We start from the raw sequence: 24797 nt of genomic DNA on the forward strand, positions 1-24797 counted from the left end.
CAGGGTCCCGTGGCCGGGCGCGGGCGGGTCTGCGTCACGCCGTGGCGTCGCCGTCCCGGTCGCGTCCCTCCCGCTCGCGTCCCTCCCGCTCGCGTTCCTCCCGCTCGCGTTCCTCCCGCTCGCGCTCCTCCCGCTCGGCCTCGCGCTCCTCGGCGAGCTCCTCCAGCAGGTTGCGCAGCTCGGAACGGACGAAGTCGCGCGTCGCCACCTCGGACAGCGCGATGCGCAGCGCCGCCATCTCCCGGGCGAGGAACTCGGTGTCGGCGAGGTTCCGCTCGGCGCGCTGGCGGTCCTGCTCGGCCTGCACGCGGTCGCGGTCCGTCTGCCGGTTCTGCGCGAGCAGGATGAGCGGCGCGGCGTAGGACGCCTGCAGCGACAGCATGAGCGTCAGCGCGGTGAAGCCGTTGCTGGCCTTGTCGAACCGCGCCACCGGCGAGAACGTGTTCCACGCGATCCAGACGATGCAGAACAGCGTGAGCCAGATGATGAACCGCGGCGTGCCGAGGAACCGCGCGATCGACTCCGACCACTGCCCCTGCCGGTCGGCGTCCACGCGCGGGCGTGGCAGCAGCACCCGCCGCGTCTCGCGCGGCTGGTCGAGCCGCTCAGCCACGACCGCCCCCGACCGTCCCCGTCGTGCGGGTCGCGGGCACCGACGGGAGGGTCGGCTCCTCGTCGGTCTCGCGCCAGTCCTCGGGCAGCAGGTGGTCGAGCACGTCGTCCACCGACACCGCGCCGAGCAGGCGCTTGTCCTCGTCGACGACGGGCAGCGCGAGCAGGTTGTACGTCGCGAGCTGGCGGGTCACGGACATGAGCGGTGCGTCCACGGGGATCGCCTCGACGTCCGTGTCGACGATCGAGCCGATCGCCTCGTGCGGGGGCTCGCGGAGCATGCGCTGCAGGTGCACGACGCCGATGAACCGGCCCGTCGGCGTCTCGAGCGGGGGACGCGCGACGAACACCATCGACGCGAGCGCGGGCGCCAGGTCCTGCCGGCGCACGTGGGCCAGCGCGGCCGCGATCGACGTCTCCGGGCCGAGGATCACGGGCTCGGTCGTCATGAGACCGCCCGCGGTGTTGTCCTCGTACGCGAGCAGCCGCCGGACGTCCTTCGCCTCCTCGGGCTCCATGAGCCCCAGGAGCTCGGCGGCCTGGTCGTCGGGCAGCTCGCCCAGCAGGTCCGCCGCGTCGTCGGGCTGCATCGCCTCGAGCACGTCGGCCGCGCGGTTGAGCGCGAGACCCTGCAGGATCGCGACCTGGTCGTCCTCGGGCAGCTCCTCCAGGACGTCGGCGAGCCGCTCGTTGTCGAGCGCCGACGCGACCTCGAGGCGGCGCGTGCGGCCCAGGTCGTGCAGCACGTCCGCGAGGTCCGCGGCCTTGAGGTCCTCGTACTGCGCGAGCAGCAGCTCGGCGCCCTGCGCGGCGGTCGAGGTGCGGCCCAGCGCGACGACCGCGTCGACCGGGACGAGCAGCGTCTCCCCGCGGCGGTGCAGCAGCCCCGACTTGCCCGGGCGGCGGCGCCGGACGAACAGCTTGGTGACGAGCCAGTCGCCGCCGCGCTGCAGCTCGATCGCGACGTCCTCGACCGTCGCCTGACCGGAGCCGTCCGCGAGCTCGACGGGGCGGTCCAGCAGCTCGCCCACGACGAGCGTCTCGGTCGAGCGCTGCTCGAACCGGCGCATGTTCACGAGCCCCGTCGAGATGACCTGGCCCGCGTCGACCGACGTCACACGCGTGAGCGGCAGGAACACCCGCCGCCTGCCCGGCACCTCGACCACGAGCCCCACGGCGCGCGGCGGGCCCTTGGGGCGCACGAGCACGACGACGTCGCGCACCCGCCCGACCTCGTCACCGATCGGGTCGAAGACGGTGGTGCCGGCGAGGCGCGCGACGAACACCCTGGTCCCGACGCTGCTCACGGCGGCCAGCCTAACCGCGCCCGGCCGCGACGGCTGGTGGCACCCGCGCGCGGCGTGCGGGAGGATCGCCGCATGTCGTTCACGGGCCCGCGCGTCCCCCGCACCCCCACGCCGCCGCAGGGCGAGACGGTCGCGTCGTACGCGACGTACCTGGAGGCGCAGCGGGCGGTGGACCACCTGGCCGACAAGGCGTTCGCGGTGCAGCTCGTGACGATCGTCGGCACCGACCTGCGGATGGTCGAGCGCGTCACCGGCCGGCTGTCCTACCCGCGCGTCGCGCTCGGCGGCTTCATGTCCGGCGCGTGGTTCGGCCTCTTCGTCGGCCTGCTGCTCAGCCTGTTCGCCCCGCCGGGGTCGAGCAGCCCGTTCGTGCCCGCGATCCTCATCGGCGGGGCGTTCGGCCTGCTCTTCTCGGTCATCACGTACTCGTTCTCGCGCGGGCGGCGGGACTTCACGTCGTCGAGCCAGATCGTCGCCTCGTCCTACGCGGTGCTCTGCCAGACCGAGCAGGCGCACAAGGCGCGCGAGCTCCTGCGCGAGATCGGCGGCGTGCAGTCGGGGTGGCCCGCGCGGCCCACGGTCACGCCGCCCACGCCCGGTCCGGCGCCCGCGCCGGGAGCCGACGGCGGTCCCGCCCAGCCGCCGGCGCGCCCCGACGTGCCGCAGCCGCCGGCACCCCCCGCGGGGGACGCCGGCGGCCGCTGAGACCGGTCGGGCGTCAGCGCCCGAGCAGCCTTGCCATCCACGCCTCGACGGCGTCGGGGTCGCGGGGGAGCGCCGCGGAGAGGTTCTCGTGGCCGTCCGCGGTGACGAGCACGTCGTCCTCGATGCGCACGCCGATGCCCCGGTACTCCTGCGGCACCAGCAGGTCGTCCGACTTGAAGTACAGGCCGGGCTCGATCGTGAACACCATGCCCGGCTGCAGCTCGGCGTCCAGGTAGAGCTCGGCCCGCGCCTGCGCGCAGTCGTGCACGTCGAGCCCGAGGTGGTGGCTCGTGCCGTGCACCATCCAGCGCCGGTGGTGCTGGTTGTCGGGCTCGAGCGACTCCTCGGCGGTGACCGGGAGCAGGCCCCACTCCTCGAGGCGCGCGGCGATGACGCGCATCGCGGCGTCGTGCACGTCACGGAACCTCGTGCCCGGCCGTGCGACCGCGAACGCGGCGTCCGCGGCGTCGAGCACCGCCTGGTACACGCGGCGCTGCACCTCGGTGAAGGTGCCGTCGACGGGCAGGGTGCGCGTGACGTCCGCGGTGTACAGCGAGTCGACCTCGACGCCCGCGTCGACGAGCACGAGGTCGCCCGCGCGCACGGGGCCGTCGTTGTCGATCCAGTGCAGCGTCGTCGCGTGCTCGCCCGCGGCCGCGATCGTCTCGTACCCGACGGCGTTGCCCTCCTGGCGGGCGTGCCCGACGAACGTGCCCTCGATCACGCGCTCGCCGCGCCGGTGCTCCTGCGCGGCGGGCAGCGCGCGCACGATCTTCTCGAAGCCCTCGATCGTGGTGTCGACCGCGAGGCGCATCTGCTCGACCTCGTACGCGTCCTTGACCAGGCGCAGCTCCGAGAGCGCCTCCGCGAGCCGCTCGTCGCGCGTCCCCGCCTCCTCGGTCGCCCGGATCTCCTCGACGACGGCCTCCACGGCCTCGTCCACGTCCGGCACGACGAGCAGCCGCACGCCGTCCGGCCCCGCGTCCTTCGCGAGCGCGTCGCGCAGGTCGTCCAGGTGCGCGGTGCGGATGCCCGTCTCGGTCTGCACGTCCTCGAGCGTCGGGCGCGCACCCACCCAGAACTCGCCGTAGCGGGAGTCGGAGAAGAACTCGGCCGTGTCGCGGCCCGCCAGCGGGCGCAGGTACAGCACGGCCTGGTGGCCGCCGCCGTCGTCGCCCGCGCCGTCCTCGACCGGGTGCAGGACGAGCACCGCGTCGGGCTCCTGCTCGACGCCGAGACCCGTGAGGTGCGCGAACGCGGAGTGGGGGCGGAACCGGTAGTCGGTGTCGTTCGACCGCACCTTGAACGTCCCGGCCGGGATCACGAGGCGGTCGCCCGGGAACTGCGCCGAGACGGCCGCGCGGCGGGCGGCCGTGTGGTCGGCGGCGGGGCCGCGCGCGGCGCTCGACGCGGGCCGCTCGCCCCAGCCCGACGTCACGAACCGCAGGAACTCCGCCGACCCCGGCCGCTGCGAGCGGTTGCTCCCGCGGTCCGCGAGCGGCTGCTCGTCGTGGTCGGTCGAGGTCTCGGGCAGGGGCTCCGTGGTCATCGCGCCATTGTCCCACCGGTGCCGCGGGGACCGTCCGTCGGCGGCGCCCCGCGTCGCGCGCCCCGGTTAGGTTGGCCCGATGCGCATCGACCTGCACACCCACTCGACCGCGTCGGACGGCACGGACGCGCCGGCCGGTGTCGTCGCCGCCGCCGCTGCCGCCGGCCTGGACGTCGTCGCGCTCACCGACCACGACACGACCGCCGGGTGGGACGAGGCGGCCGACGCCGCCGCGGCGCACGGGCTCCGGCTCGTGCGGGGGACCGAGGTCTCCGCGCGCTCGTCCGGCATCAGCATCCACCTGCTGTCCTACCTGCAGGACCCGACGCACCCCGCGCTCGTCACGGAGCTCGAGCGGACCCGGCGCGCCCGGCTGCACCGGGCGGAGGCCATCGTGGAGCTGCTGGCCGCCGACGTGCCGATCACCTGGCAGGACGTCCTGGACCAGGCGGCGGACGCGGTCGTCGTGGGCCGCCCCCACATCGCGGACGCGCTCGTGGAGCGCGGCGTCGTGCCGGACCGGGACGCGGCGTTCGCGCACCTGCTGCGCGCCGACGGGCCGTACCACGTGCCGCACTACGCGCCCGCGGCGGCCGCGGCCGTCCGGGCGATCCGTGCCGCGGGCGGCGTCCCGGTGTTCGCGCACCCGGGCGCCGACGCGCGGGGCCGGGTCGTGCCCGACGCCGTGTTCGACGAGCTCGCCGCCGCCGGCCTCGCCGGGGTCGAGGTCGACCACCGGGACCACTCGCCGGCCCAGCGCGAGCGTCTGGCCGCGATCGCCGGGCGGCTCGGGCTGCTGGTCACGGGGTCGAGCGACTACCACGGGTCCGGGAAGGCCAACCGGCTGGGGGAGAATCTCACCGGGCCGCACGTCCTGGCGGCCATCGAGGAGCAGGGCCGCGTGCCGGTGCTCGGAGGGTAAGGAGCCTGGGTGTCGGACGTCCTCGACGTGCACCTGTTCGCGTCGGTGTTCATCACGCTGTTCGTCATCATGGACCCCCCGGGGACGGTGCCGATCTTCCTCGGGCTGACGAGCGCCATGTCCCGCGCGCAGCGCAACCGGGCCGCCCGGCAGGCGGTCGCCGTCGCGTTCGGCGTCATCGTCGCGTTCGCGCTGTTCGGCCAGTCGCTGCTGTCGTACATGCACGTGTCGCTGCCCGCGCTGCAGGCGTCCGGCGGCCTGCTGCTGCTGCTCGTCGCGCTCGAGCTGCTGACGGGCAAGATGGAGGAGCCGCAGCCGTCCGGGAACACCAACGTCAACGTCGCGCTCGTCCCGCTCGGCACCCCGCTGCTCGCCGGACCCGGCGCGATCGTGGCGACGATGGTCTTCGTCACCCAGACCGACGGCTCGGCGGCCGACTGGGTCGCGATCGCGCTCGGCGTGCTGGCCGTGCACGTGTGCCTGTGGCTCGCGATGCGGTTCGCCAACGTCATCCACCGGGTCCTCGGCGAGTCCGGCACCATCCTCGTCACGCGCATCGCGGGTCTGCTGCTCGCCGCCATCGCCGTGCAGCTCGTCGCCGACGCGGTCGAGGCGTTCGTCGCGGCGGCCTGAGCCACCGCCGCCCGGCACCGCCCGCCACCGCCCGGCGGGGAGACGACGAGGGGCGCCCGTCCGGTCGGACGGGCGCCCCTCGCGTGTCGTTCGCGCCGGCAGGTGCGCCGGTCAGGCCTCCGCAGGGGCGGCGGCGCCACCCTCGGCGGGACGGCCGCCGCGCGTGCGCCGGCGGTTGCGGGACCGGCGACGGCCCTCGCCCGCGGGCGCACCCTCGGCGCCCTCGGCGCGCGGCGCGTCGGACGGGGCGCCCTCGGCGCTCGGCGCGGCGTCGCCGGCCGGGGCGTCCGAGGTGCTCGGAGCGCCCGAACCGCCGCGGCCGCCGCGGCGGCGACCGCGACCGCCGTCGCGTCCCTCGCCACCGCGTCCCTCGCCGTCCCGACGCTCGCCGTCCCGACGCTCGCCGTCCCGACGCTCGCCGTCCCGACGCTCGCCGCGACCGGCACCGCCGGCACGGGGACCGCCGCCGCGCTTGCCCGTCTCGCCGAGGTCCTCGATCGCCTCCGCGGCGAGGCCGGCACGCGTCTGCTGCGCCTTGGGCAGCCGACCCTTGACGCCCTCGGGGATGTCGAGGTCGGTGTACACGTGCGGCGAGCTCGAGTACGTCTCGACCGGCTCGGGGATGCCGAGTCCGAGCGCCTTGTCGATGAGCGACCAGCGCGGCATGTCGTCCCAGTCGACGAACGTCACGGCCGTGCCCTTGTTGCCCGCGCGGCCGGTGCGGCCCGTGCGGTGCAGGTACGTCTTCTCGTCCTCGGGGCACTGGTAGTTGACGACGTGCGTGACGTCCTCGACGTCGATGCCGCGCGCCGCGACGTCGGTCGCGACGAGCACGTCGACCTTGCCGTGCCGGAACGCGCGCAGCGCCTGCTCGCGCGCCCCCTGGCCGAGGTCGCCGTGCAGGGCGCCCGCGGCGAACCCGCGCTCAACGAGCTCGTCGGCGACCTTCGCGGCCGTGCGCTTGGTGCGCGCGAACACGATCGTCAGGCCGCGGCCGTTCGCCTGCAGCATGCGGGCCAGCAGCTCGACCTTGTCCAGCGCGTGCGCGCGGTAGACGACCTGCTTGATGTTCTTGACGGTCTGGCTGCCGTCGTCGTCCGGGTCGGCCGCGCGGATGTGCGTGGGCTGCGTCATGTAGCGGCGCGCCATGGCGACGACCGCGCCCGGCATCGTGGCCGAGAACAGCATCGTGTGACGCGACGCGGGGGTCGCGGCGAGCAGCGTCTCGACGTCGGGCAGGAAGCCCAGGTCGAGCATCTCGTCGGCCTCGTCGAGCACGACGGTCCGCACGCGGGTGAGGTCGAGGTGGCGCTGCTTGAGCAGGTCGATCATGCGGCCCGGCGTGCCGACGACCACATCGACGCCCTTGTTGAGCGCGTCGATCTGCGGCTCGTACGCCCGCCCGCCGTACACCTGCACGACGCGGACCGAGCGCCGAGCCGACGCCGTCGCGAGGTCGCCCGCCACCTGGACGGCCAGCTCACGGGTCGGCACCACGACGAGCGCCTGCGGCTTGCCCGGCGCGGGCAGCGCGTCGTAGCCGTCCTCGCCCGGGGCCACGACCGCGTTGAGCAGCGGGACGCCGAAGCCGAGCGTCTTGCCGGTTCCCGTCTTGGCCTGGCCGATGATGTCGTGCCGCGACAGCGCGACCGGCAGGGTCATCGCCTGGATGGGGAACGGGTGCGAGATGCCCGCGTCGGCGAGCGCCTGGACGATCTCGGGGCGGACGTCGAAGTCCGCGAAGGAGGCGTCCACGGCCTGCACCGACGAGGCGGTGCTGCGCAGCGGACGGGTCAGGGGGGCGGCGAGCGCGCTGGCGGCGGTCTCCGCGGTCCCGGTGGTCGCGTCGTCGGGGGTGACGGTGCTGTGGTCGGTCGTGGTCACGGTCGCTTCTCACTGCGAAGGGTGGTGGGCCGCGCGCTGTCCGGGCGGCGACCGGCGGTCGCACCCTCCCGGGCGACAGCGGTCACCACGCGGGTTGGCCGGCAGCCGATCGTGAAAGTCGCTCGCGAGCCGCGTGCGGACTCGACGTCCGGCGCTGCGCGAGCCGGTCCTGGGACCGGGGACGGCGTCCCCTCCGAGACGACCGGGCAACCGATGTACCCGCACAGCGTATCGGACGGGCCCTCGGCGGGGGCCCGACCGGCCGCGGCGTGCCGGGCGTGGGCATACGATCCACGGATGACCACGCACGCACGCCCGGCCGGTCCCGACGACGCGACCGGGGCGCCGGCCGGGCCGGCGGCCGCCGTGACGGACGGTCCCGACCGGGTGCGGCACGCGGACACCGTGGAGCTCCTGGGGCTCGTCGCGCAGCTCGAGCAGGTCGCGTTCGCGCGGCTCGCCGCCGACGCCGCCGTCGCCCCGTCCACCGACCAGCGCCTGCAGCTCACGCGGTTCGCCGCGGCGGCGGTCGCACGGCGCGACACCGTGCTGGCCCGCCTCACCGAGCTCGGTGCGGACCCCGTCGCGGCGATCGGCCAGTTCGACCACGTGCTCGACGACTTCGACGCGCGCACGCAGCCCAGCACGTGGTGGGAGCGGCTGCTCAAGGCGTACGTCGGCTACGGCGTCGCGGACGACTTCTGCCGCCTCGCCGCGGAGGGTCTCGACGAGGAGTCCCGACGCGTGGTGCTGGCGGTGCTCGACGACGCCGCGCACGCGGAGCTCGCGGTCGCCGAGCTCGACGCGGCCGGCTCGGACGACGGCGTGCTGTCCGCGCGGCTCGCGCTGTGGGGGCGGCGGCTCGTCGGCGAGGCGCTCGGCGTCGTGCAGCGGCTGCTCGTGCAGCGGCCCGGCCTCGTGCGGCTCGTCGAGCAGCGCGAGGAGCCCGTCGCGCCCGCCGAGCAGCAGGCCGAGGGGCGCCCGTCGCCGGCGAACCCGCCGACGAAGCTGTTCGGCGAGCTCACGGCGCAGCACACGCGTCGCATGTCCCGGCTGGGCCTGACGGCCTGACGCGCGGGCCGGGACGGCCCGCCAGGACGGCCCGCCAGGACGACGCGAGGCCCCGCCGACCGGACGGTCGGCGGGGCCTCGTCGTGCGTGGCCTGCGGGCCCCGGCGTCAGATGCTGCCGAAGCCGACGCGCGCCTTCGTCTCGGAGCCGATCTCCACGTAGCCGAGCGTCGCCGTCGGCACGATGACCCGGCGGCCACGCGTGTCGGTCAGCTCGAGCACGGCACCGCCGTCGAGCGCGGCCGCCACCGTCGCGGCGACCTCGTCGGCCGTGCGGTCGGTCTCCAGGACGATCTCCCGCGGCAGGTTCTGCACGCCGATCGTGATCTCCACGGCCATCTGTTCCTCGTCCTCCAGGTCGTCCGCTCGCGGGTCCGGGGGCCCGCCTCGACGATCCTAGGCGTCCTCGTACACGAAGTCGGGGCGGACGAGGCCCGCGACCCCGCCCCACGCGAGCTGCGTCACGAGCTCGGCCGTGCGCGCCGCGTCCGCGACCGGCGTCGTGCGCAGCCGGTGCGTCGCTGCGCCCTGGGCCATCGCGATGAGCGAGACGGCGAGCGTGGCCGCCGCGTCGTCCGCGAGCGCGGTCACCCGGGACAGCACCGCGGCGATCCGGCGCGCCGCCTCGGACGACGCGTGCTCCACCCGCGCCCGCACGTCGGCGTCGTGCGTGACGTCCGACTCGAACAGGAGCGTCGAGGACTCGCCCGCCACGTCGACGAAGTCGATGTACGCGCGCACGATCGCGGCGATCACGTCGCGCCCCGCGCCGCGGTGCACCGGGCCCGCCTCGAGGGGGGCTACCGCGTCCTCGACGGCGGCGAGCAGGTCCGCGCCGCACTGGTCGACGACCGCGAGGTACAGGTCGAGCTTCGACGGGAAGTGCCGGTAGAGGACGGGCTTGCTGACCTCGGCGCGGTCCGCGATGTCGTCCATCGAGACGTGGTGGAAGCCCTCGGACGAGAACAGGCCCTGCGCGATGCGCAGCACCTGCGCGCGCCGTGCGTCCCGGGCCATGCGGGGGCCGCGCGGCCGGGCACGCGAGCCGTCCGTCCCGTCCGTCATCCCGGCATGGTAGCCACGGCACGTGTCCGGGATGCGACGATGTCCGGGTGACCCCGCCCGAGATGCCCCGTACGGACGCAGCCGGGGCGTCTGTGGCGCCGGTCGGCCGCGGAGGCGCCGCCGGGCGCGGTCCTGGGCGGGGACGCCGGGCCGTCGTCGGCGCGGTGGTCGCCGTGGGCGGCCTGCTCGTCGGAGCGGGGACGGCGGTCGTGACGCTGCCGGCGGGTGCCGCCACGGAGGCGGTCCGCGACGTCCTGGGACGGTCCGCGCAGGTCGCGCGCCTCGCGGCGGTGCGCAGCACGACGGCACCGGACGCGTCGGCCGCCGACGACCGCGCCGCCGACGGCGACGAGACCGCGAGCCGCGGCAGCCTGCGTGCGCCGGTCGAGGAGCCGGTCGTCGCGCACGAGACGCTGCTCTCCGCCGACCCCCCGGTGCTCGCGCTGCCACCCGGCCTGACGATGGTCGACGTCGAGTCGGGGCTGCTCGCCGCCGACGTCCCGGAGCGCGCCCGGCAGACGTTCACCGTCGTCCCGGGATCCGACCCGGGTCCCGGGACCGGCCGGGTGCGCACGATCCGCGTCGAGGTCGAGGACGGGCTCCCCGTCGACGGGGCGAGGTTCGCCGCGACCGTCATGGCGACCCTCAACGACCCGCGCGGCTGGGGCGCTGACGGCTCGGTGTCCTTCGCGCGCACCGACGGCGACGCCGAGCTCCGTGTGCTGCTCGCGTCGCCGGAGACCGTCGACGACCTCTGCTACCCGCTGGAGACCGAGGGGCAGGTGTCCTGCGGCCGCAGCGGCAACGCCGTCCTCAACTTCCGCCGATGGGTGCTCGCGACCGACGAGTACGCCGCGGACAAGGCCGCCTACCGCCAGTACCTCGTGAACCACGAGGTGGGGCACCTGCTGGGCCACGGCCACGAGACGTGCCCCGCGCCCGGGGCGCTCGCGCCGCTCATGCAGCAGCAGTCGTACCGCGCGGCGCCGTGCGTCCCCAACCCCTGGCCGTTCCCCGCGCCGTAGCGGGCGGCCACGCGGGGGGACCTCGGGGTGGCGGTGGTTGTCGGCGGTCCGTGATGGGATCGGCGCCGTGACGACGACCCCCGCGCTGCGCCTCGTGCGCCCCGCCCTCGCCGACGGGCCGTCGTCGGGGCCGGGCAGCCGGGTGGTGCTCGACGACGCGCAGGCGGCGGCGGTCGACCGCGCGGTGCACGGGCCGGACCCCGCGCTCCTGGTCCTCGGCGCGCCCGGGACGGGCAAGACGACCGTCGCGCTCGAGACGGTCGTCGCCGCGGTCGACGCGGGGCTGTCCCCGCAGGACGTGCTCGTCGTGTCGGCCGGGCGCCGGGCTGCCGCCGACCTGCGCGACCGGCTCGCGGCCCGGCTGCGCACCACGTCGGGCCGCCCGCTCGTGCAGACCGCCCCCGCGGTCGCGTTCAGCGTGCTGCGGTCCCGTGCCGCGCTCCTCGGCGACGTGCCGCCCACGCTCGTCGGCGGCGCCGACCAGGACCTGCTGCTCGCCGAGCTGCTCGCGGGGCACGCGGCGGGCGAGGGCGTCCCCCTGCGCTGGCCCCCGCACGTGCCGGCCGACGTCCCGACCATGCGGGCCTTCCGCGACGAGCTGCGGGACCTGCTCATGCGCGCGGCGGAGCGGGGTCTCACGCCGGCCGACCTCGCCGACCTCGGGCGGCGTCACGAGCGGCCCGAGTGGGAGACCGCGGCGCGCGTGTACGAGGAGTACCTCGACGTGCTCGTGCTGCGGTCCGCGACGCCCGACCTGGGCGCCCGCCTCGACCCCGCCGTGGTCGTCGAGGAGGCCGCGCAGGCCCTCGTGGCCTGGGAGGACGAGGTCGGTGACGTGCCGCGCCCGCGCTGGCGGCTCGTCGTCGTCGACGACCACCAGGAGAGCACGTCCGCGACGGCCCGGCTGCTGCGCGTGCTCACGGCCGACGGCGCGCGGCTGCTCCTGCTCGCCGACCCCGACACCGCGGTGCAGACGTTCCGCGGCGCGTCACCCGCGCTCGTCGGGCGCGCACCCGTCGCGGGCGACGGCGACGGCGAGCTGGGTGCCGCGACGCTCGTGCTCGGGACCGTCTGGCGGCACGGGCCCGCGGTGCGCGAGGTGACCGCGCGGGTCACGGAGCGCATCGGGTCGGTCGGCGCGGTGCAGCACCGGCGCGCCGCCTCGGCGCTCCGGCCGGACCCCGCCGCGCCGCCGCAGGTGCAGGCCGCCGTGCTCCCGAGCGCGGCGCAGGAGGCGGCGTTCGTGGCGCACACGCTGCGCACCGCGCACCTCGAGCACGGTGTCGGGTGGGACCGGATGGCCGTCGTCGCGCGCTCGGGCGGGCAGGTGACGGCGCTGCGGCGCGCGCTGGCCGGCGCGTCGGTCCCGGTGACGGTCGTGGGCAGCGACGTCCCGCTGCGCGAGGAGCCCGCGGTGCGGCCGCTCCTCGAGGCGGTGCGCGTGGTGGTCGGCGACGCCCCCCTCGACCCGGCGGCCGCGGCGCGGCTCGTGTGCTCCCCGCTCGGCGGGCTCGACGCGGTCGGGCTGCGCCGGGTGCGGCGCGCGCTGCGGGCCGAGGAGCTCGCGGCCGGTGGGGGGCGCACGAGCGACGTCCTGCTGGTCGAGGCGCTCGAGGACGTGGGGCGGGTCGCGTCCCTGCCCGCGTCGGTGGCCCGCCCCGTCGCCCGGCTCGCGGAGGTCCTCGCCGCCGGACGGCGCGCGGCGGAGCGTCCGGGGGCCGACGCCCAGACGGTGCTGTGGTCGCTGTGGCACGCGTCGGGGCTCGCGGAGCCGTGGCGGCGCGCGGCGCTCGTGGGCGGCGTCGCGGGGGAGCGGGCCGACCGGGACCTCGACGCGGTGCTCGCGCTGTTCCGGGCGGCCGAGACGTTCGTCGACCGGATGCCGCGCGCCACCGCGGGCGCGTTCGCCGACTGGCTCGCCGCCCAGGACCTGCCGTCGGACTCGCTCGCGGCGGCCGCGCGGCGCCTGGCCGTCCCCGTGCTGACCCCGGCGGGCGCGGCCGGGCAGGAGTGGGACGTCGTCGTCGTCGCGGGCGTGCAGGACGGCGTCTGGCCCGACCTGCGGCTGCGGGACTCGCTGCTCGGCTCGCAGGCCCTCGTCGACGTGGTCGCGGACCGCGCCGTCGACGGCACCGACCCGGGTGCGCGTGCCGCGCAGGCTCGTGCGGCGGTGCTGGCCGACGAGCTGCGGTCGTTCGCGGTCGCGTGCTCCCGCGCCCGCCACCGGCTCGTCGTGACGGCCGTCGCGGACGCCGACCAGCAGCCGTCGCCGTTCCTCGACCTGGTCGAGCCGGCCGACGACGAGACGGACCACCGCCGCACCACCGCCCCCGCCGCGGCCGACCTGCGCGGCCTCGTCGCGGAGCTGCGCGGCACCCTCGAGCACGCCGTGGCGTCGGGCGCCCGCCCGGACCCTGCGGTCGTGCGCACGCTCGCGCGGCTCGCGCGGGAGGGCGTGCCCGGCGCGGACCCGGCGGAGTGGCACGGCCTGGCGGACCCGACCACCGACTCCCCGCTGTGGGCGGACGACGAGCGTGTCCCCGTGTCCCCGTCCCGCCTCGAGACCGCGCAGCGGTGCGCCCTGCGCTGGGCGCTCGAGGCCGCGGGCGGCACCGCCGCCGACTCGAGCGGGCAGACGCTCGGGACGCTGGTGCACGCGATCGCGCAGGAGCTGCCCACGGGTACGCGCACGGAGCTCGCGGCCGAGCTCGACCGGCGCTGGAGCGAGCTCGGGCTCGGCGACGGCTGGCCGGCCCGTGCCACCCGACGACGCGCCGACGCGATGATCGACCGCCTCGCGGGCTACCTGCAGGGCGCGGGTGCGCCGCTGCTCGTCGAGGGCGGGTTCACGCTGCGCACCGACCGGGCCGTCGTGCGGGGGACCGTGGACCGCGTCGAGCGGGACCCCGCCGCCCCCGACGACGCCGGCACGCCGGTGCGCGTCGTCGACCTCAAGACCGGCAGCACGGTGCCGAGCAAGGCGAAGGCGGAGGTGAACCCGCAGCTCGGGGCCTACCAGCTCGCGGTCGACGGGGGCGCCTTCGCGGAGCTCCCCGCCGACGCGCGCAGCACCGGTGCGGTGCTCGTGTACGTCGGGGCCGGTTCGAACGCGACCGAGCGGCCGCAGCCCGCGCTCGGCGGCGAGGACGACGGCCCCAGCTGGGCCCGCACGCTCGTCGACGAGGTCGCGGACCGGATGGCCGCCTCGACGTTCGCCGCCACGACCAACGACCTGTGCGACCGGTGCCCCGTGCGACGGTCCTGCCCGGCACGCACCGAGGGCAGCCAGGTGGTCGCATGAGCCTGCTGCCCGCCGCCCGCATCGCCGCGCTCGTCGGCCAGCCGCCGCCGACCCCCGAGCAGGAGCGCGTCGTCGAGGCGCCGTTGTCCCCGGCGCTCGTCGTCGCCGGTGCGGGATCCGGCAAGACCGAGACGATGGCGGCGCGCGTGGTCTGGCTGCTCGCGAACGGGCTGGTCGCGCCCGAGCAGGTGCTGGGGCTGACCTTCACCCGCAAGGCCGCGGCGGAGCTCGCCGAGCGCGTGCGGCGGCGGCTTCGCCGGCTCGCCCGGGCGGCGGCGCAGGAGGGCGTCGAGCTGCCCGGCGGTGCCGCGCTCGCCGGGACCACGGGCGACGTGCTCGGCAGCCTCGCCCGGCCGACGGTCGCGACGTACAACGCGTACGCGTCGTCGCTCGTCACCGACCACGCGCTGCGGCTCGGCCTCGACCCGTCCGCGCGCCTGCTCGGCGAGGCGGCGCAGTGGCAGCTCGCGCACGAGGTCGTCGAGGCGTGGACGGGCGACGTCGACACCGACGCGGCCGTCTCGACCGTCGTCGACGCCGTGCTGTCGCTGTGCGGCGCGCTCGACGAGCACCTGCTGACGCCCGCGCAGGCGCAGAGCGGGATCGCCGAGATCGTCGAGGCCATCGCGGCGACGCCCGACGGACCGGGCCGGCGCCGGGAGCCGTACCGTGACGTGCAGGCGCTCGTGCGGCTGCTCGGCGAGCGCTCGCGCGTGCTCGACCTCGTCGCCGAGTACCGCGAGCGCAAGCGCGCGGCGGACGCGATCGACTTCGGGGACCAGGTCGCGCTGGCGGCCCGGCTGGCCCGCGACGTGCCGGAGGTCGCGGCCGGTGAGCGCGACCGGTTCCGGGTCGTGCTGCTCGACGAGTACCAGGACACGTCCTACGCGCAGCTGACCCTGCTCGGCGCGCTGTTCGGCGACGGGCACCCCGTCACGGCCGTCGGCGACCCGCACCAGTCGATCTACGGCTGGCGCGGCGCGAGCGCGGGCGGCCTCGAGAGCTTCCCGACGTCGTTCCCGGCGGTCGACGCGGACGGCCGCCGCCGGCCCGCCGACGTGCACGTGCTGTCGACGTCGTGGCGCAACGACCGTCGCATCCTCGACGCCGCGAACGTCGTCGCCGGGCCGTTGCGCGCCGCCGCCGCGCGCGTCGAGGTGCCGGTGCTCGCGGCCCGGCCCGGGGCGGGTGACGGACGCGTGCACGCGCACGTCGCGGACACGGTCGAGGACGAGGCGCGCGCGGTCGCGGAGTTCGTGGCTGCGCGGTGGCGTCCCGCGTCGCCCGGGACGGAGCGCGTGACCGCGGCCGTGCTGTGCCGCAAGCGTTCGCAGTTCCCGGCGGTCCAGCGCGCGCTGCGCGCCGCCGGGCTCCCCGTCGAGGTCGTCGGGCTCGGCGGGCTGCTGGCGACGCCCGAGGTCGTCGACCTGGTCGCCGCCCTGCAGGCCGCGCACGACCCGTCGCGCGGGGACGCCCTCATGCGGCTGCTCACCGGGGGCCGCACGCGCCTGGGCGCGGCCGACCTGCACGCGCTCGGGGCCTGGGCCGACGAGCTCGCGGGGCGTGCCGGTCGCCGCGCGGGGAGGGACACGGGTGTGCAGGCGGACGTGGTCGACGAGCGCAGCATCGTCGACGCGCTCGACGACCTGCCCCGCTCCGGGTGGCGCAGCCGGAACGGCCGCGAGCTCAGCGACGCGGGCCGCGCCCGCCTGGCCGAGCTCGCCCGGCTGCTGACGGCCCTGCGGTCGCACACCTACCTCGCCGTCCCCGAGCTGGTCGCCGAGGCCGAGCGCCTGCTGGGACTCGACATCGAGGTCGCGGCCCGCGCGGGCACGACCCCCGGCCGGGCGCGGGCCAACCTCGACGCGTTCCGCGACGTCGCGGTCGAGTTCGCGCGCACCGCGGACCACCCGACCCTCGGCGGCTTCCTCACGTGGCTCGACGCGGCGGAGGTGCGCGAGAGCGGCCTCGACATGCCCGTCGCCGAGCCCGACCCGGACGCGGTGCAGGTCATCACGATCCATGCCGCCAAGGGGCTCGAGTGGGACGTCGTCGCGGTGGCCGGGCTCGTGGACGGCATCCTGCCCGCGACGCGCACGCGCGGGCAGGACGGCCCGAAGGACTCGGCGTGGCTCACCGGGCTCGGCACGCTGCCGTACCCGCTGCGCGGTGACCGTCACGACCTGCCCGTCCTAGCGTACGCCGGCGCGGCGGACCACAAGGACCTCGACGAGCGGCGCAAGCAGTTCCTCCTCGACGCGGGCCTGCACCAGGTGGCCGAGGAGCGTCGCCTCGCCTACGTCGCGCTCACGCGCGCGCGCAGCGACCTGCTGCTCACCGCGGCGTGGTGGGGCGACTCGGCCAGGCCGCGTGAGCTCTCGTCGTTCCTCGAGGAGCTCGCCGAGGCGGGCGTCGTCGGGTCCGGGTCGTGGGTCGAGCGGCCCGAGCAAGGCGTCGGCAACCCGCGCGACGAGCTCGTGCTGACCGCGCAGTGGCCCGCCGACCCGTTCGCGGTCGACGGCGGCCCGGGTCGGCGCCCCGCCGTCGAGGCGGCGGCCACGCTCGTGCGCGACGCCCTCGCGGCGGGCGCGGACTCGAGCGGGCAGCCCGGCGGGTCGCGGTGGGAGGACCTGGCGGACCGGCTGCTCGCGGAGCAGGAGCGGGTGCGGCGCCCGGAGCGCGGCGTCGAGCTGCCCGCGCACCTGTCCGCGTCGTCGCTCGTTCGCCTGCACGCCGACCCGGCGGAGTTCGCGCGCGGCCTGCGCCGCCCGGTCCCGCGCGAGCCGTCCCCCCAGGCCCGGCGCGGCACCCGCTTCCACGCCTGGGTCGAGGGCTGGTACGGGGCGGCGACGCTCGTCGACCTCGACGCGCTGCCGGGGGCCGACGACGACTCGGACCTGGTCGACCTGGAGGAGGCGGCCCTGCGCGCGTCCTTCCTGCGCACGCCGTGGGCGGACCGCAGCCCGCTGGCGATCGAGGTGGACGTCGAGACGTCGGTCGACGGCTACGTGCTGCGCTCGCGGATCGACGCCGTGTTCGCCGACGACGAGGCCGGGCGCGAGGCCGCGCCGCAGCCCGCCGGAGCGGGCGCCGGCGCGGCCGTGCGGCCCGTCGTCGTGGTCGACTGGAAGACGGGCGCGCCGCCGTCCGACCCGGCGGCGCGCGCGTCCCGCGAGCTGCAGCTCGCCGTCTACCGGCTCGCGTGGTCGCGCTGGACGGGCACCCCGCTGGATCTCGTGCGCGCCGCGTTCTGCTACGTGGGGACGGGGGAGACCGTGTACCCGGAGCGGCTGCTCGCGGAGCCCGAGATCACGGACCTGCTGCGCCGCGCGACGGCCGCGTCCGCGCAGGCGCCGGGGGACGGACCGGCCCGTGGCGTCGGGCGCACCCGCTCGGCGCCGTCCAACGTGGACCGCGGCGGTGCCAACCCGGCCGTCCCCGGGCGTGCGACCGAGTCGCAGTCCCGGCGTGCACCGGCGCCGCCGGACCGCCCGTAGACGTCCGGTCGCGACCCCGTCAGCCGTGCATCGACGAGACGTCGGCGGTGTGGTCCGCGCGGACGTGCCGCACCGACGCCACGCACGCCGGACCGTCGATCTCGACCGCCGGGGGCCCGTCCGCCGCGACGACGACCCCCGTGCCCAGGCAGTCCTCCGTCTCGACGACCGCACGTCTCCCGGCGCCGACCTCGACGGCGGCGGCGCCCACGAGGCTCACGCTCACGGCGGTGTCGCTCTCGTTGACGACGGCGAAGCCGTCCGGGCTCCGGTCCGAGCAGCCGGCCGTGACGGCGACCGTGACGACGTGCGTCACGGCGAGGGCGGGCTGGCGTCGCACGGGTCTCCTCGCGTCGGGCCGGCAGAGGCCGCCGGACGGCGGGATCCTGCCGGACGCGGCCCCCGACGCGCCAGGGCGTCCCGCGGACCTGGGCCGGCGGGTGGGTCAGGCGTAGGAGGCCGACTCCGCCTCGACGGCCTGGGTGTGCTCGTCGAGGTCCTCGAGCATCGCCACGGCGTCCTCGACGACCTCGTCGTCGCCGCTGCGCACGCCGTACAGGAGCCAGCGGGCGAGGGCGAGCTCGCCCGCGAGGAACGCGCGTCGCTGCAGGTGCGGGTCCGTGAGCTCGGTGCGGCGCAGCAGGTACGCCTCCAAGACGCAGTCGGCCACCTCGGGCGCGGCGGCGACGAGCAGCCACGCGAGGTCGTCGGCAGGGTCGGCGACGACCGCGTCGCCCCAGCCGAGGATCCCGCTGACGCGGCCCTCGTGGACGAGGACCCGGTCGGCGGACAGGTCGCCGTGCACGACCGTCGGCCGGAAGCGCCACAGCGCGACGTCCTCGAGCTGCCCCTCCCACCGGCGCAGCAGCGCGGGCGGGACCTTGCCGGTGCGGGCCGCCTCGTCGACCTCCGCCTGGCGGCGCTGGCGGTACTCGGTGGCCTCGTAGACCGGCAGCCCGGCGTTCTCGACGGTCGCGGTGGGCAGCTCGTGCAGCGCGGCGAGCGCGCGCCCGACGTCCGCGGCGAGCCCCGGGCCGGGTGTGAGCGTCTCGACGCGCAGCGGTGCGCCGGGGATCTCGGCGTGCACGGCGGCGCGCCCGCCCTCGGGCAGGTGCGCGAACCCGACGGGCTGGGGGACGGCGAACGGCAGGCGTCCGGCCTCGGCGTGCTCCGCGAGCGCCCCCAGCAGCTCGACCTCGGCCTCGAGCGCGGCACCGGCGGCGGCGCTGCCCGGCGCGCGGACCACCCACCGGCGGCGCTGGGCGTCGATGACGACGGCGACGTCGTAGTCCGTGCCGGGCTGCGGCGGACGGCGGACGTCGTACGCGTCCAGGCCCGGGACGGCGACCGTCGCCAGGGCGGCGAGGGCGAGGGGGGAGCGTGGCACGTCGACCAGGGTAGGTCGGTGCGTCGCCGCGCGGGTCGTCGTCCCGCGGCGTGTCGGTCCCCTTCGTCCGTCGCGCGCGTTTCGTCCCCGCCGCGCCGGCGCCCGCGAGCGGGGCCCGCCGGGCACCCGACGTGCGGCGGCGGACGTCTCCTGCCTGTCCGCGTCCCGGCCCGTGCCGCCGTCGTCGCCCGCTCCGCGTACGGTGTCGGCGTGATCGTCGACGAGCTGCCCCTGTCCCGTGCCTCGGTGGACAGGGCGGCCGAGCGTCGCGGTGACGGCGTGCAGGCCGCGCTCTCGACGTCCACCACCCGGGTCCTGCTGGTCGACGACGGCGCGGTCGTCACGACCGTCGACGGTGCCCTCGCGCTCGTCACCGTCGACGAGGCGCAGGCGCTCGCGGGTGCCGTCGCGACGGGCGACGCGTCCTCGGGCGCCGAGGTGCACGGGGTCGGCGGGCGCGAGCTCGGCGGGCGCGAGGTCGGCGGGCACGCGGACCACGCCGGTGCGTCCGACGTCGACGCGCCGGACGCGGCCGACGACGCGTGGCTGCTGCTGGGCCGTGACGACGAGGGCACGACCTTCCTCGCGCGCCGCGTGCTCGGGCGCCGGGCCGCGCCGCCGACGGGCTCCGCCTCGGACGTGCTCGTGCACGCTCCGGCGTCCGCCGACGAGGTGCCGCCCGCGGCCGTCCTCCCGCCGGGGACCGCCTGGTCGCCGCTGCGGGTCGTCGGTGCGGCGCTGTCGGCGCGCGACGCGGGGCTCGCGACGGCGGCCGTGGCGCTCGACGCCTGGCACGCGCGCCACCCGCGCTGCCCGCGGTGCGGAGCGGTGACGGTCTCCGTCCAGGCGGGCTGGGTGCGCCGCTGCGTCGCGGACGGCTCCGAGCACTACCCGCGGACCGACCCGGCCGTGATCATGGCGGTCCTCGACGAGCAGGACCGGATCCTGCTGGCGCACGCGGCGGCATGGCCCGCGGGCCGCTGGTCGACGCTCGCGGGCTTCGTCGAGCCCGGTGAGTCCCTGGAGCACGCGGTCCGGCGCGAGGTCGCCGAGGAGACGGGCGTCGTCGTCGGCGACGTGGAGTACCGGGGGAGCCAGCCGTGGCCGTTCCCGGCGTCGCTCATGGTGGCGTTCCGCGCGCGGGCGCGCTCCACCGCCGTCACGGCGGACGGCGTCGAGGTTCTCGACGCGCGCTGGTTCAGCCGGGACGACCTGCGCGCGGCCGTCGCGGCGGGCGAGGTCGTCCCGCCCGGGCCGGCGTCGATCGCCCGGGCGCTCGTCGAGGACTGGCTGGGCGAGCCGCTGCGGGAGCCGACGGCCTGGTGACCGCCGCCCTCGGCCCGTCGTCCGGGCCGGGGTGATCGCGCGCGCGACGGCCGCGGTCGCGGCTCAGGCGCCGAGGCGCTCGCGGACCTGCACCAGCGACGGGTTGGTGAGCGCGCCGCCGTCGGGGAACACGACGGTCGGGACGGTGCGGTTGCCGCCGTTGACCGACTCCACGTACTGCGCCGCGTCGGGGTCCTGCTCGACGTCGACCTCGGTGTACCCGATGCCGGCCGAGTCCAGCTGCTTCTTCAGCCGGTGGCAGTACCCGCACCACGTCGTGGAGTACATCGTCACGGTGCCGGCCTGGGGCAAGGTCTCGGTGGTCATGCGTCCTCGCGGGTCGTCGGTCGGGCCGGTCGGTGCCGCCCCGGTGCGGGTGCGACGGGGCTCGCCCGTCAGGTGCCTCAACACGGTCGCACGGCACGACGTTCCGCGCGTGCGGTGTGGCGTGGACCACACGCACGGTCGACCTGGGGACGGGCCGCGGGTGGTGTCGGCCCGGGCTGCGACACTGGTCGACGATGTCCGCCGACGCCCTCCTCGACGCCCTCGACCCCGAGCAGCGGGCCGTCGCGACCGCGCTGCGCGGTCCCGTGTGCGTGCTGGCCGGTGCGGGCACGGGCAAGACGCGCGCGATCACCCACCGCATCGCCTACGGCATCCGCACCGGCGTGTACCGGCCGGCCAACGTCCTCGCGGTGACGTTCACGGCGCGCGCGGCGGGGGAGATGCGCACGCGGCTGCGGGGCCTGGGCGCGTCCGGCGTGCAGGCGCGCACGTTCCACGCCGCGGCGCTGCGGCAGCTCGGCTTCTTCTGGCCGAAGGTCGTCGGCGGGGCACCGCCGCGCATCGTCGAGCAGAAGGCCCAGGTGGTCGCCGAGGCGGCCCGCCGGGTGGGGCTGTCGGTGGACCGGGTCGGCGTGCGGGACCTCGCGTCGGAGGTCGAGTGGGCGAAGGTCTCGCTCGTGACGGCCGACGAGTACGAGAAGGCGGTCGCCGCGATCGGCCGCCCGGCGCCCGGCGGCCAGGACCCGCAGGCCGTCGCGCGCCTCATGACGGCGTACGAGCAGGTCAAGACGGAGCGCGGCGTCATCGACTTCGAGGACGTGCTGCTGCTGCTCGCGGCGATGCTCGCCGAGCGCCGCGACGTGGCGGACGAGGTCCGCGACCAGTACCGCTACTTCGTGGTCGACGAGTACCAGGACGTCAGCCCGCTCCAGCAGTTCCTGCTCGACCAGTGGCTGGGCGGCCGCCACGAGCTGTGCGTCGTGGGCGACCCGAGCCAGACCATCTACTCGTTCGCGGGCGCGACGCCGTACCACCTGACGTCCTTCGCGTCGGCCCACCCGGGCGCGACCGTCGTCCGCCTCGTGCGCGACTACCGCTCGACGCCGCAGGTCGTCTCGCTCGCCAACCAGGTCATCGACGCCACCCGTCGCGCGGGCGGGCCCGCGCCGCTGGAGCTGCGCGCGCAGCGCCCCGACGGTCCCGAGGTCCGCTTCACGACCTACGACGACGACGAGGCGGAGGCGGTCGGCATCGCCCACGCGGTCGCACGCCTGGTCCGGGGCGGTGTCCGGCCGAGCGAGATCGCCGTCCTGTACCGCACGAACGCGCAGTCCGAGGCCTTCGAGGAGGCGCTCGCGACGGCCGGCATCGCGTACCAGGTGCGCGGCGGCGAGCGGTTCTTCGCGCGGCGTGACGTGCGGGACGCGCTCGTGCTGCTGCGCGGCGGGGCGCGCTCGGCGGACCCGGACGTGCCGATGCCGGAGACCGTCCGCGACATCCTGCGCACCGTCGGGTGGGCCCAGGAGCCGCCCGCCGCCCGCGGGGCCGCACGCGAGCGTTGGGACGCCATGCAGGCGTTGGTGACCCTCGCCGACGAGCTCGACGCGGCCGGCCCGGGACGGGACGGGGGCAGCGCGACGGACGGTCGTCGTGCGACGGTCGCGGACCTCGTCGCCGAGCTGGACGAGCGCGTCGCCGCGCAGCACGCGCCGACGGTGGAGGGGGTGACGCTCGCGTCGCTGCACGCCGCCAAGGGCCTCGAGTGGGACGCCGTCTTCCTCGCAGGGCTCAGCGAGGGGCTCCTGCCGACGTCGCTCGCGGACACCCCGGCGGCCGTCGCCGAGGAGCGCCGCCTCCTGTACGTCGGCGTGACCCGCGCGCGCGAGCACCTGCACCTGTCCTGGTCGCGGTCCCGCCTGCCCGGCGGCCGCCCGAACCGGTCGATGTCCCGCTTCCTCACGCCCGTGTGGCCCGACGGGTCGTCGGGCCGCCGTGGGACGCGCCCGGGGACGGGCCGTGGGCCGGTGGACGGCGGACCCGACGGCGCGGACCCGCGGGTGCGGCGCGTCGTGGCGGACCTGACCGCCTGGCGCGACGAGCGAGCCCGCGCGACCGGGGTCAGCCCGGCGCGCCTGCTCACGGCCGCGACGATCGCGCACGTCGCGGCGCAGCAGCCGCGCACGCGCGAGGAGCTGGGACGCGTCCCGGGGGTCGGTGCGCAGGCGCTCGCGTCGCTGGGAGACGAGGTCCTCGACGTGGTGCGGCGGGCGGTCGCGGCGGTGCCGCAGGGCTGATCGGGCGACCGTCACAGATTCGTCGACAAGATGTCGTTTATTCGGTTGTCCGACGTCACAGGCCGGGCCTACTGTGATCCTCGTCCTTGAACGTGGGCTGCGCCGAGAGGTGCGAGCCCCTCGCCGGAAGGAGGTGGGAACGAGATGAACACGACTCTGATCGTGACGTCGTGCGCCGCACAGGCGTCCCGTGTCGTCGTCGCGCCCACCGGCGCCGGCTTCCAGGGGCGTGGTGTGTCCGCCGCCGGAATGCTCGTCGAGACCGCACGGCTGCGGTTCCCGGCCACCGGAGCGGATTCCCTTCCCACGTGGCACAAGCGCCCGAGCAACGACCGCTACATCCGCCTCAGGGCTCCACAGGTCTGACCCCACAGGGTCGTCAACCAGGCCGCGGAGTCCCTCACCCGGACCCGCGGCCTTCGTATTTCCCCGATGACTCGGGGTGAGTACGTCGGTCTGGTCCGTCAACAGAACGACACGCTCACCAGCGAGGACATCAGGAGGACATCGTGCGGCTCACGACGCTGCTCGACACCGTGAACCAGGGCGGATCGGGCGCCTGGCCTCCCACGGGCAGCACCGCGACCACCGACGACACCCAGTTCGACGCGCTCGTCGCCGACCTCATCCCGTGCCGGACGAACGACCCGGAGCTGTGGTTCGCCGAGCAGACGGCCGTCGTCGAGCGGGCCAAGGCGCTCTGCCGCGAGTGCCCGATCATCGAGGGCTGCCTCGCCGGCGCGCTCGAGCGGGCCGAGCCGTGGGGCGTCTGGGGTGGCCAGGTCTTCATCGGCGGCGTCGTCGTCCCGATGAAGCGCGGTCGCGGACGCCCGCGGAAGAACGCGGCCCCGGCAGCCTGACGGACGAGGCCCGCACCGGAGGGGGTGCGGGCCTCGTGCGCATCACCGTCCCGAGGGGACGGGCAGGGCGGTGCACCCGCAGTCGGGGTGCACCGCCCACGTGCGTTCCCGGGGGACCGCGTCCGGCAGCGTGACCTCGAACGTGACGCCCGGTCGCGGCGCGACGACGCCGTCGAGGTGCGCGAGTGCCGCGGCGGACGCCACGCCGGCGGCGACCGCGGCGACGACGCCGACCTCGGGACGGTCGTCGGCGGGTGCGGTGAGCTGCGCCAGGAGCACCGGCCAGCCCGGGTCGAGGTCCGTGCGGTGCAGGTCGAGGCACCGCAGGCACGGGCCGCTGCCCGGCACCACGAGGGGACCGACGACCGTGTCGCCCTCCCGCACGACGACCGACAGGTGCGGGACCGCGGACCCGACGAGCACCGCCGACCGCGCCGGGTCGGCCGCCCCGTGCTCGGCCACGACCAGCAGGTCGGGAGGGGTCCCGTCGTCCACACCCACCCGGGGGGCCGTGTCCCGCAGCAGCCGCGCCGCGACCGCCGCCCGGCGGGACCCCACGTCGCCCCAGCGGTAGCCGGCGGGGCCGACGTCGCCGGCGCGGACCGGGCGGTCGTCGTCGAGGAGGACGTGCCCGACGCCCGCCGCGGCGAGCGTCACCGCGACGGCGAGCCCGACGGGGCCGAGGCCCACGACACCCACGCACCGTGCGGACCGCGTGGCGACGAGTCCCCGGCCGTTCCCGTCCGGAAGGAGCAGGGACCACACGGCGGCGTCTGCGCACGACGGTCCCGGCGCGGTCCGACCGTCGTCCGTCGTGGTCAGGCCCGCGGCGGCCAGCCGGGGAGCGAGGCGGGCGGCGGCGTCGGCCGACGCTCCTCGGTCGTCGAGGTCGTCGAGGTCGGTGCCGGCGTCGAGGCCGGTCAGCGCCCGGGCGTCCGCGGGGTCGAGGTCGACGAGCCGCACGGCCCACCGCGGGTCGGTCCCGACCTGCACCTCCGCGGCGCCGCGGCGCAGGACCTGCAGACCCGGACGCAGACGCATGACCCCTCCTCGACGCTCGCGTCACTGTGGC

Annotated in this window: 21 protein-coding genes; 11 read left to right on the forward strand and 10 right to left on the reverse strand. The window is 76.8% G+C overall.

The genetic code is table 11. From position 1 onward, the window contains the following. Nucleotides 1-34 precede the first annotated feature (34 nt). Together CELF_RS05810 and CELF_RS05815 are read right to left on the reverse strand one after the other, a co-directional pair. Entirely contained in the window at nucleotides 35-613 is a 579-nt protein-coding gene (locus CELF_RS05810) for a DUF1003 domain-containing protein (RefSeq protein ID WP_013770315.1), read from the reverse strand. Beyond that, nucleotides 606-1919, reverse strand: a complete 1314-nt coding sequence (locus tag CELF_RS05815) for a magnesium transporter MgtE N-terminal domain-containing protein (protein ID WP_013770316.1) — start codon at nucleotides 1917-1919, stop codon at nucleotides 606-608. Before CELF_RS05815 ends, CELF_RS05810 begins: the two co-directional genes overlap by 8 nt. Before the next feature lie 72 nt (nucleotides 1920-1991). Here CELF_RS05815 and CELF_RS05820 point away from each other — a divergent pair, with 72 nt between their 5' ends. Next, complete coding sequence (locus CELF_RS05820; RefSeq protein ID WP_013770317.1) at nucleotides 1992-2624, forward strand: YflT domain-containing protein; 633 nt, start codon at nucleotides 1992-1994, stop codon at nucleotides 2622-2624. A 13-nt stretch (nucleotides 2625-2637) separates the two neighbouring features. Here the strand turns inward: CELF_RS05820 and CELF_RS05825 are convergent, their stop codons facing one another. Then, the gene (locus CELF_RS05825; RefSeq protein WP_013770318.1) at nucleotides 2638-4173 is read right to left on the reverse strand and encodes an aminopeptidase P family protein; all 1536 of its coding nucleotides are present in this window, start codon (nucleotides 4171-4173) and stop codon (nucleotides 2638-2640) included. Nucleotides 4174-4252: 79 nt separating this feature from the next. Between CELF_RS05825 and CELF_RS05830 the strand changes: the two genes are divergently transcribed. Beyond that, nucleotides 4253-5095 (forward strand): PHP domain-containing protein, encoded by an 843-nt coding sequence (locus CELF_RS05830; RefSeq protein WP_013770319.1) that lies wholly within the window; start codon nucleotides 4253-4255, stop codon nucleotides 5093-5095. 9 nt (nucleotides 5096-5104) lie between these two features. Then, entirely contained in the window at nucleotides 5105-5728 is a 624-nt protein-coding gene (locus CELF_RS05835) for a MarC family protein (RefSeq protein ID WP_013770320.1), read from the forward strand. 111 nt (nucleotides 5729-5839) lie between these two features. Here the strand turns inward: CELF_RS05835 and CELF_RS05840 are convergent, their stop codons facing one another. Next, nucleotides 5840-7612, reverse strand: coding sequence for a DEAD/DEAH box helicase (locus CELF_RS05840; protein ID WP_013770321.1), 1773 nt, complete (start codon nucleotides 7610-7612; stop codon nucleotides 5840-5842). Nucleotides 7613-7909: 297 nt separating this feature from the next. On the opposite strand from CELF_RS05840, the gene CELF_RS05845 reads away from it, so the two are divergent. Next, entirely contained in the window at nucleotides 7910-8683 is a 774-nt protein-coding gene (locus CELF_RS05845; protein ID WP_013770322.1) for a ferritin-like fold-containing protein, read from the forward strand. A gap of 107 nt (nucleotides 8684-8790) precedes the next feature. On the opposite strand, the gene CELF_RS05850 is transcribed toward CELF_RS05845, so the two are convergent. Further along, a complete protein-coding gene (locus CELF_RS05850; RefSeq protein WP_041553871.1) occupies nucleotides 8791-9015 on the reverse strand; it encodes a DUF3107 domain-containing protein in 225 nt (74 codons plus the stop codon). Nucleotides 9016-9078: 63 nt separating this feature from the next. Continuing rightward, entirely contained in the window at nucleotides 9079-9747 is a 669-nt protein-coding gene (locus CELF_RS05855; protein WP_013770324.1) for a TetR/AcrR family transcriptional regulator, read from the reverse strand. Nucleotides 9748-9920: 173 nt separating this feature from the next. Between CELF_RS05855 and CELF_RS05860 the strand changes: the two genes are divergently transcribed. The 3 genes from CELF_RS05860 (at nucleotide 9921) to CELF_RS05870 (ending at nucleotide 17570) form a co-directional block, all read left to right on the forward strand. Beyond that, nucleotides 9921-10772: a DUF3152 domain-containing protein gene (locus tag CELF_RS05860; RefSeq protein WP_013770325.1), complete on the forward strand. Its 852-nt coding sequence runs from the start codon at nucleotides 9921-9923 to the stop codon at nucleotides 10770-10772. Nucleotides 10773-10839: 67 nt separating this feature from the next. Beyond that, the gene (locus tag CELF_RS05865; protein WP_013770326.1) at nucleotides 10840-14073 is read left to right on the forward strand and encodes an ATP-dependent helicase; all 3234 of its coding nucleotides are present in this window, start codon (nucleotides 10840-10842) and stop codon (nucleotides 14071-14073) included. After that, entirely contained in the window at nucleotides 14070-17570 is a 3501-nt protein-coding gene (locus tag CELF_RS05870; RefSeq protein ID WP_013770327.1) for an ATP-dependent helicase, read from the forward strand. Before CELF_RS05865 ends, CELF_RS05870 begins: the two co-directional genes overlap by 4 nt. Nucleotides 17571-17589: 19 nt before the next feature. On the opposite strand, the gene CELF_RS05875 is transcribed toward CELF_RS05870, so the two are convergent. Both CELF_RS05875 and CELF_RS05880 read right to left on the reverse strand, forming a co-directional pair. Next, a complete protein-coding gene (locus CELF_RS05875) occupies nucleotides 17590-17910 on the reverse strand; it encodes a hypothetical protein (protein WP_013770328.1) in 321 nt (106 codons plus the stop codon). A 105-nt stretch (nucleotides 17911-18015) separates the two neighbouring features. Next, complete coding sequence (locus CELF_RS05880; RefSeq protein ID WP_013770329.1) at nucleotides 18016-18957, reverse strand: phosphotransferase; 942 nt, start codon at nucleotides 18955-18957, stop codon at nucleotides 18016-18018. A 210-nt stretch (nucleotides 18958-19167) separates the two neighbouring features. On the opposite strand from CELF_RS05880, the gene nudC reads away from it, so the two are divergent. After that, nucleotides 19168-20283 (forward strand): NAD(+) diphosphatase, encoded by a 1116-nt coding sequence (gene nudC / locus CELF_RS05885; RefSeq protein WP_013770330.1) that lies wholly within the window; start codon nucleotides 19168-19170, stop codon nucleotides 20281-20283. 63 nt (nucleotides 20284-20346) lie between these two features. Here the strand turns inward: nudC and CELF_RS05890 are convergent, their stop codons facing one another. Beyond that, nucleotides 20347-20610 (reverse strand): mycoredoxin, encoded by a 264-nt coding sequence (locus tag CELF_RS05890; RefSeq protein WP_013770331.1) that lies wholly within the window; start codon nucleotides 20608-20610, stop codon nucleotides 20347-20349. A 194-nt stretch (nucleotides 20611-20804) separates the two neighbouring features. Here CELF_RS05890 and CELF_RS05895 point away from each other — a divergent pair, with 194 nt between their 5' ends. The 3 genes from CELF_RS05895 to CELF_RS05905 all read left to right on the forward strand — a co-directional run bounded on the left by CELF_RS05895 (nucleotide 20805) and on the right by CELF_RS05905 (nucleotide 23725). Then, the gene (locus CELF_RS05895; RefSeq protein WP_013770332.1) at nucleotides 20805-22865 is read left to right on the forward strand and encodes an ATP-dependent helicase; all 2061 of its coding nucleotides are present in this window, start codon (nucleotides 20805-20807) and stop codon (nucleotides 22863-22865) included. Between the two features lie 144 nt (nucleotides 22866-23009). After that, nucleotides 23010-23231 (forward strand): hypothetical protein, encoded by a 222-nt coding sequence (locus CELF_RS05900; RefSeq protein WP_013770333.1) that lies wholly within the window; start codon nucleotides 23010-23012, stop codon nucleotides 23229-23231. Nucleotides 23232-23374: 143 nt separating this feature from the next. Next, on the forward strand, nucleotides 23375-23725 hold the full coding sequence (locus tag CELF_RS05905; RefSeq protein ID WP_013770334.1) for a WhiB family transcriptional regulator: 351 nt from the start codon (nucleotides 23375-23377) through the stop codon (nucleotides 23723-23725). Between the two features lie 42 nt (nucleotides 23726-23767). Here the strand turns inward: CELF_RS05905 and CELF_RS05910 are convergent, their stop codons facing one another. Beyond that, nucleotides 23768-24766, reverse strand: a complete 999-nt coding sequence (locus CELF_RS05910; protein ID WP_013770335.1) for a ThiF family adenylyltransferase — start codon at nucleotides 24764-24766, stop codon at nucleotides 23768-23770. Nucleotides 24767-24797: the final 31 nt, after the last annotated feature.

Source organism: Cellulomonas fimi ATCC 484, assembly GCF_000212695.1.
In the GTDB taxonomy this organism is placed as follows: Bacteria; Actinomycetota; Actinomycetes; order Actinomycetales; family Cellulomonadaceae; genus Cellulomonas; species Cellulomonas fimi.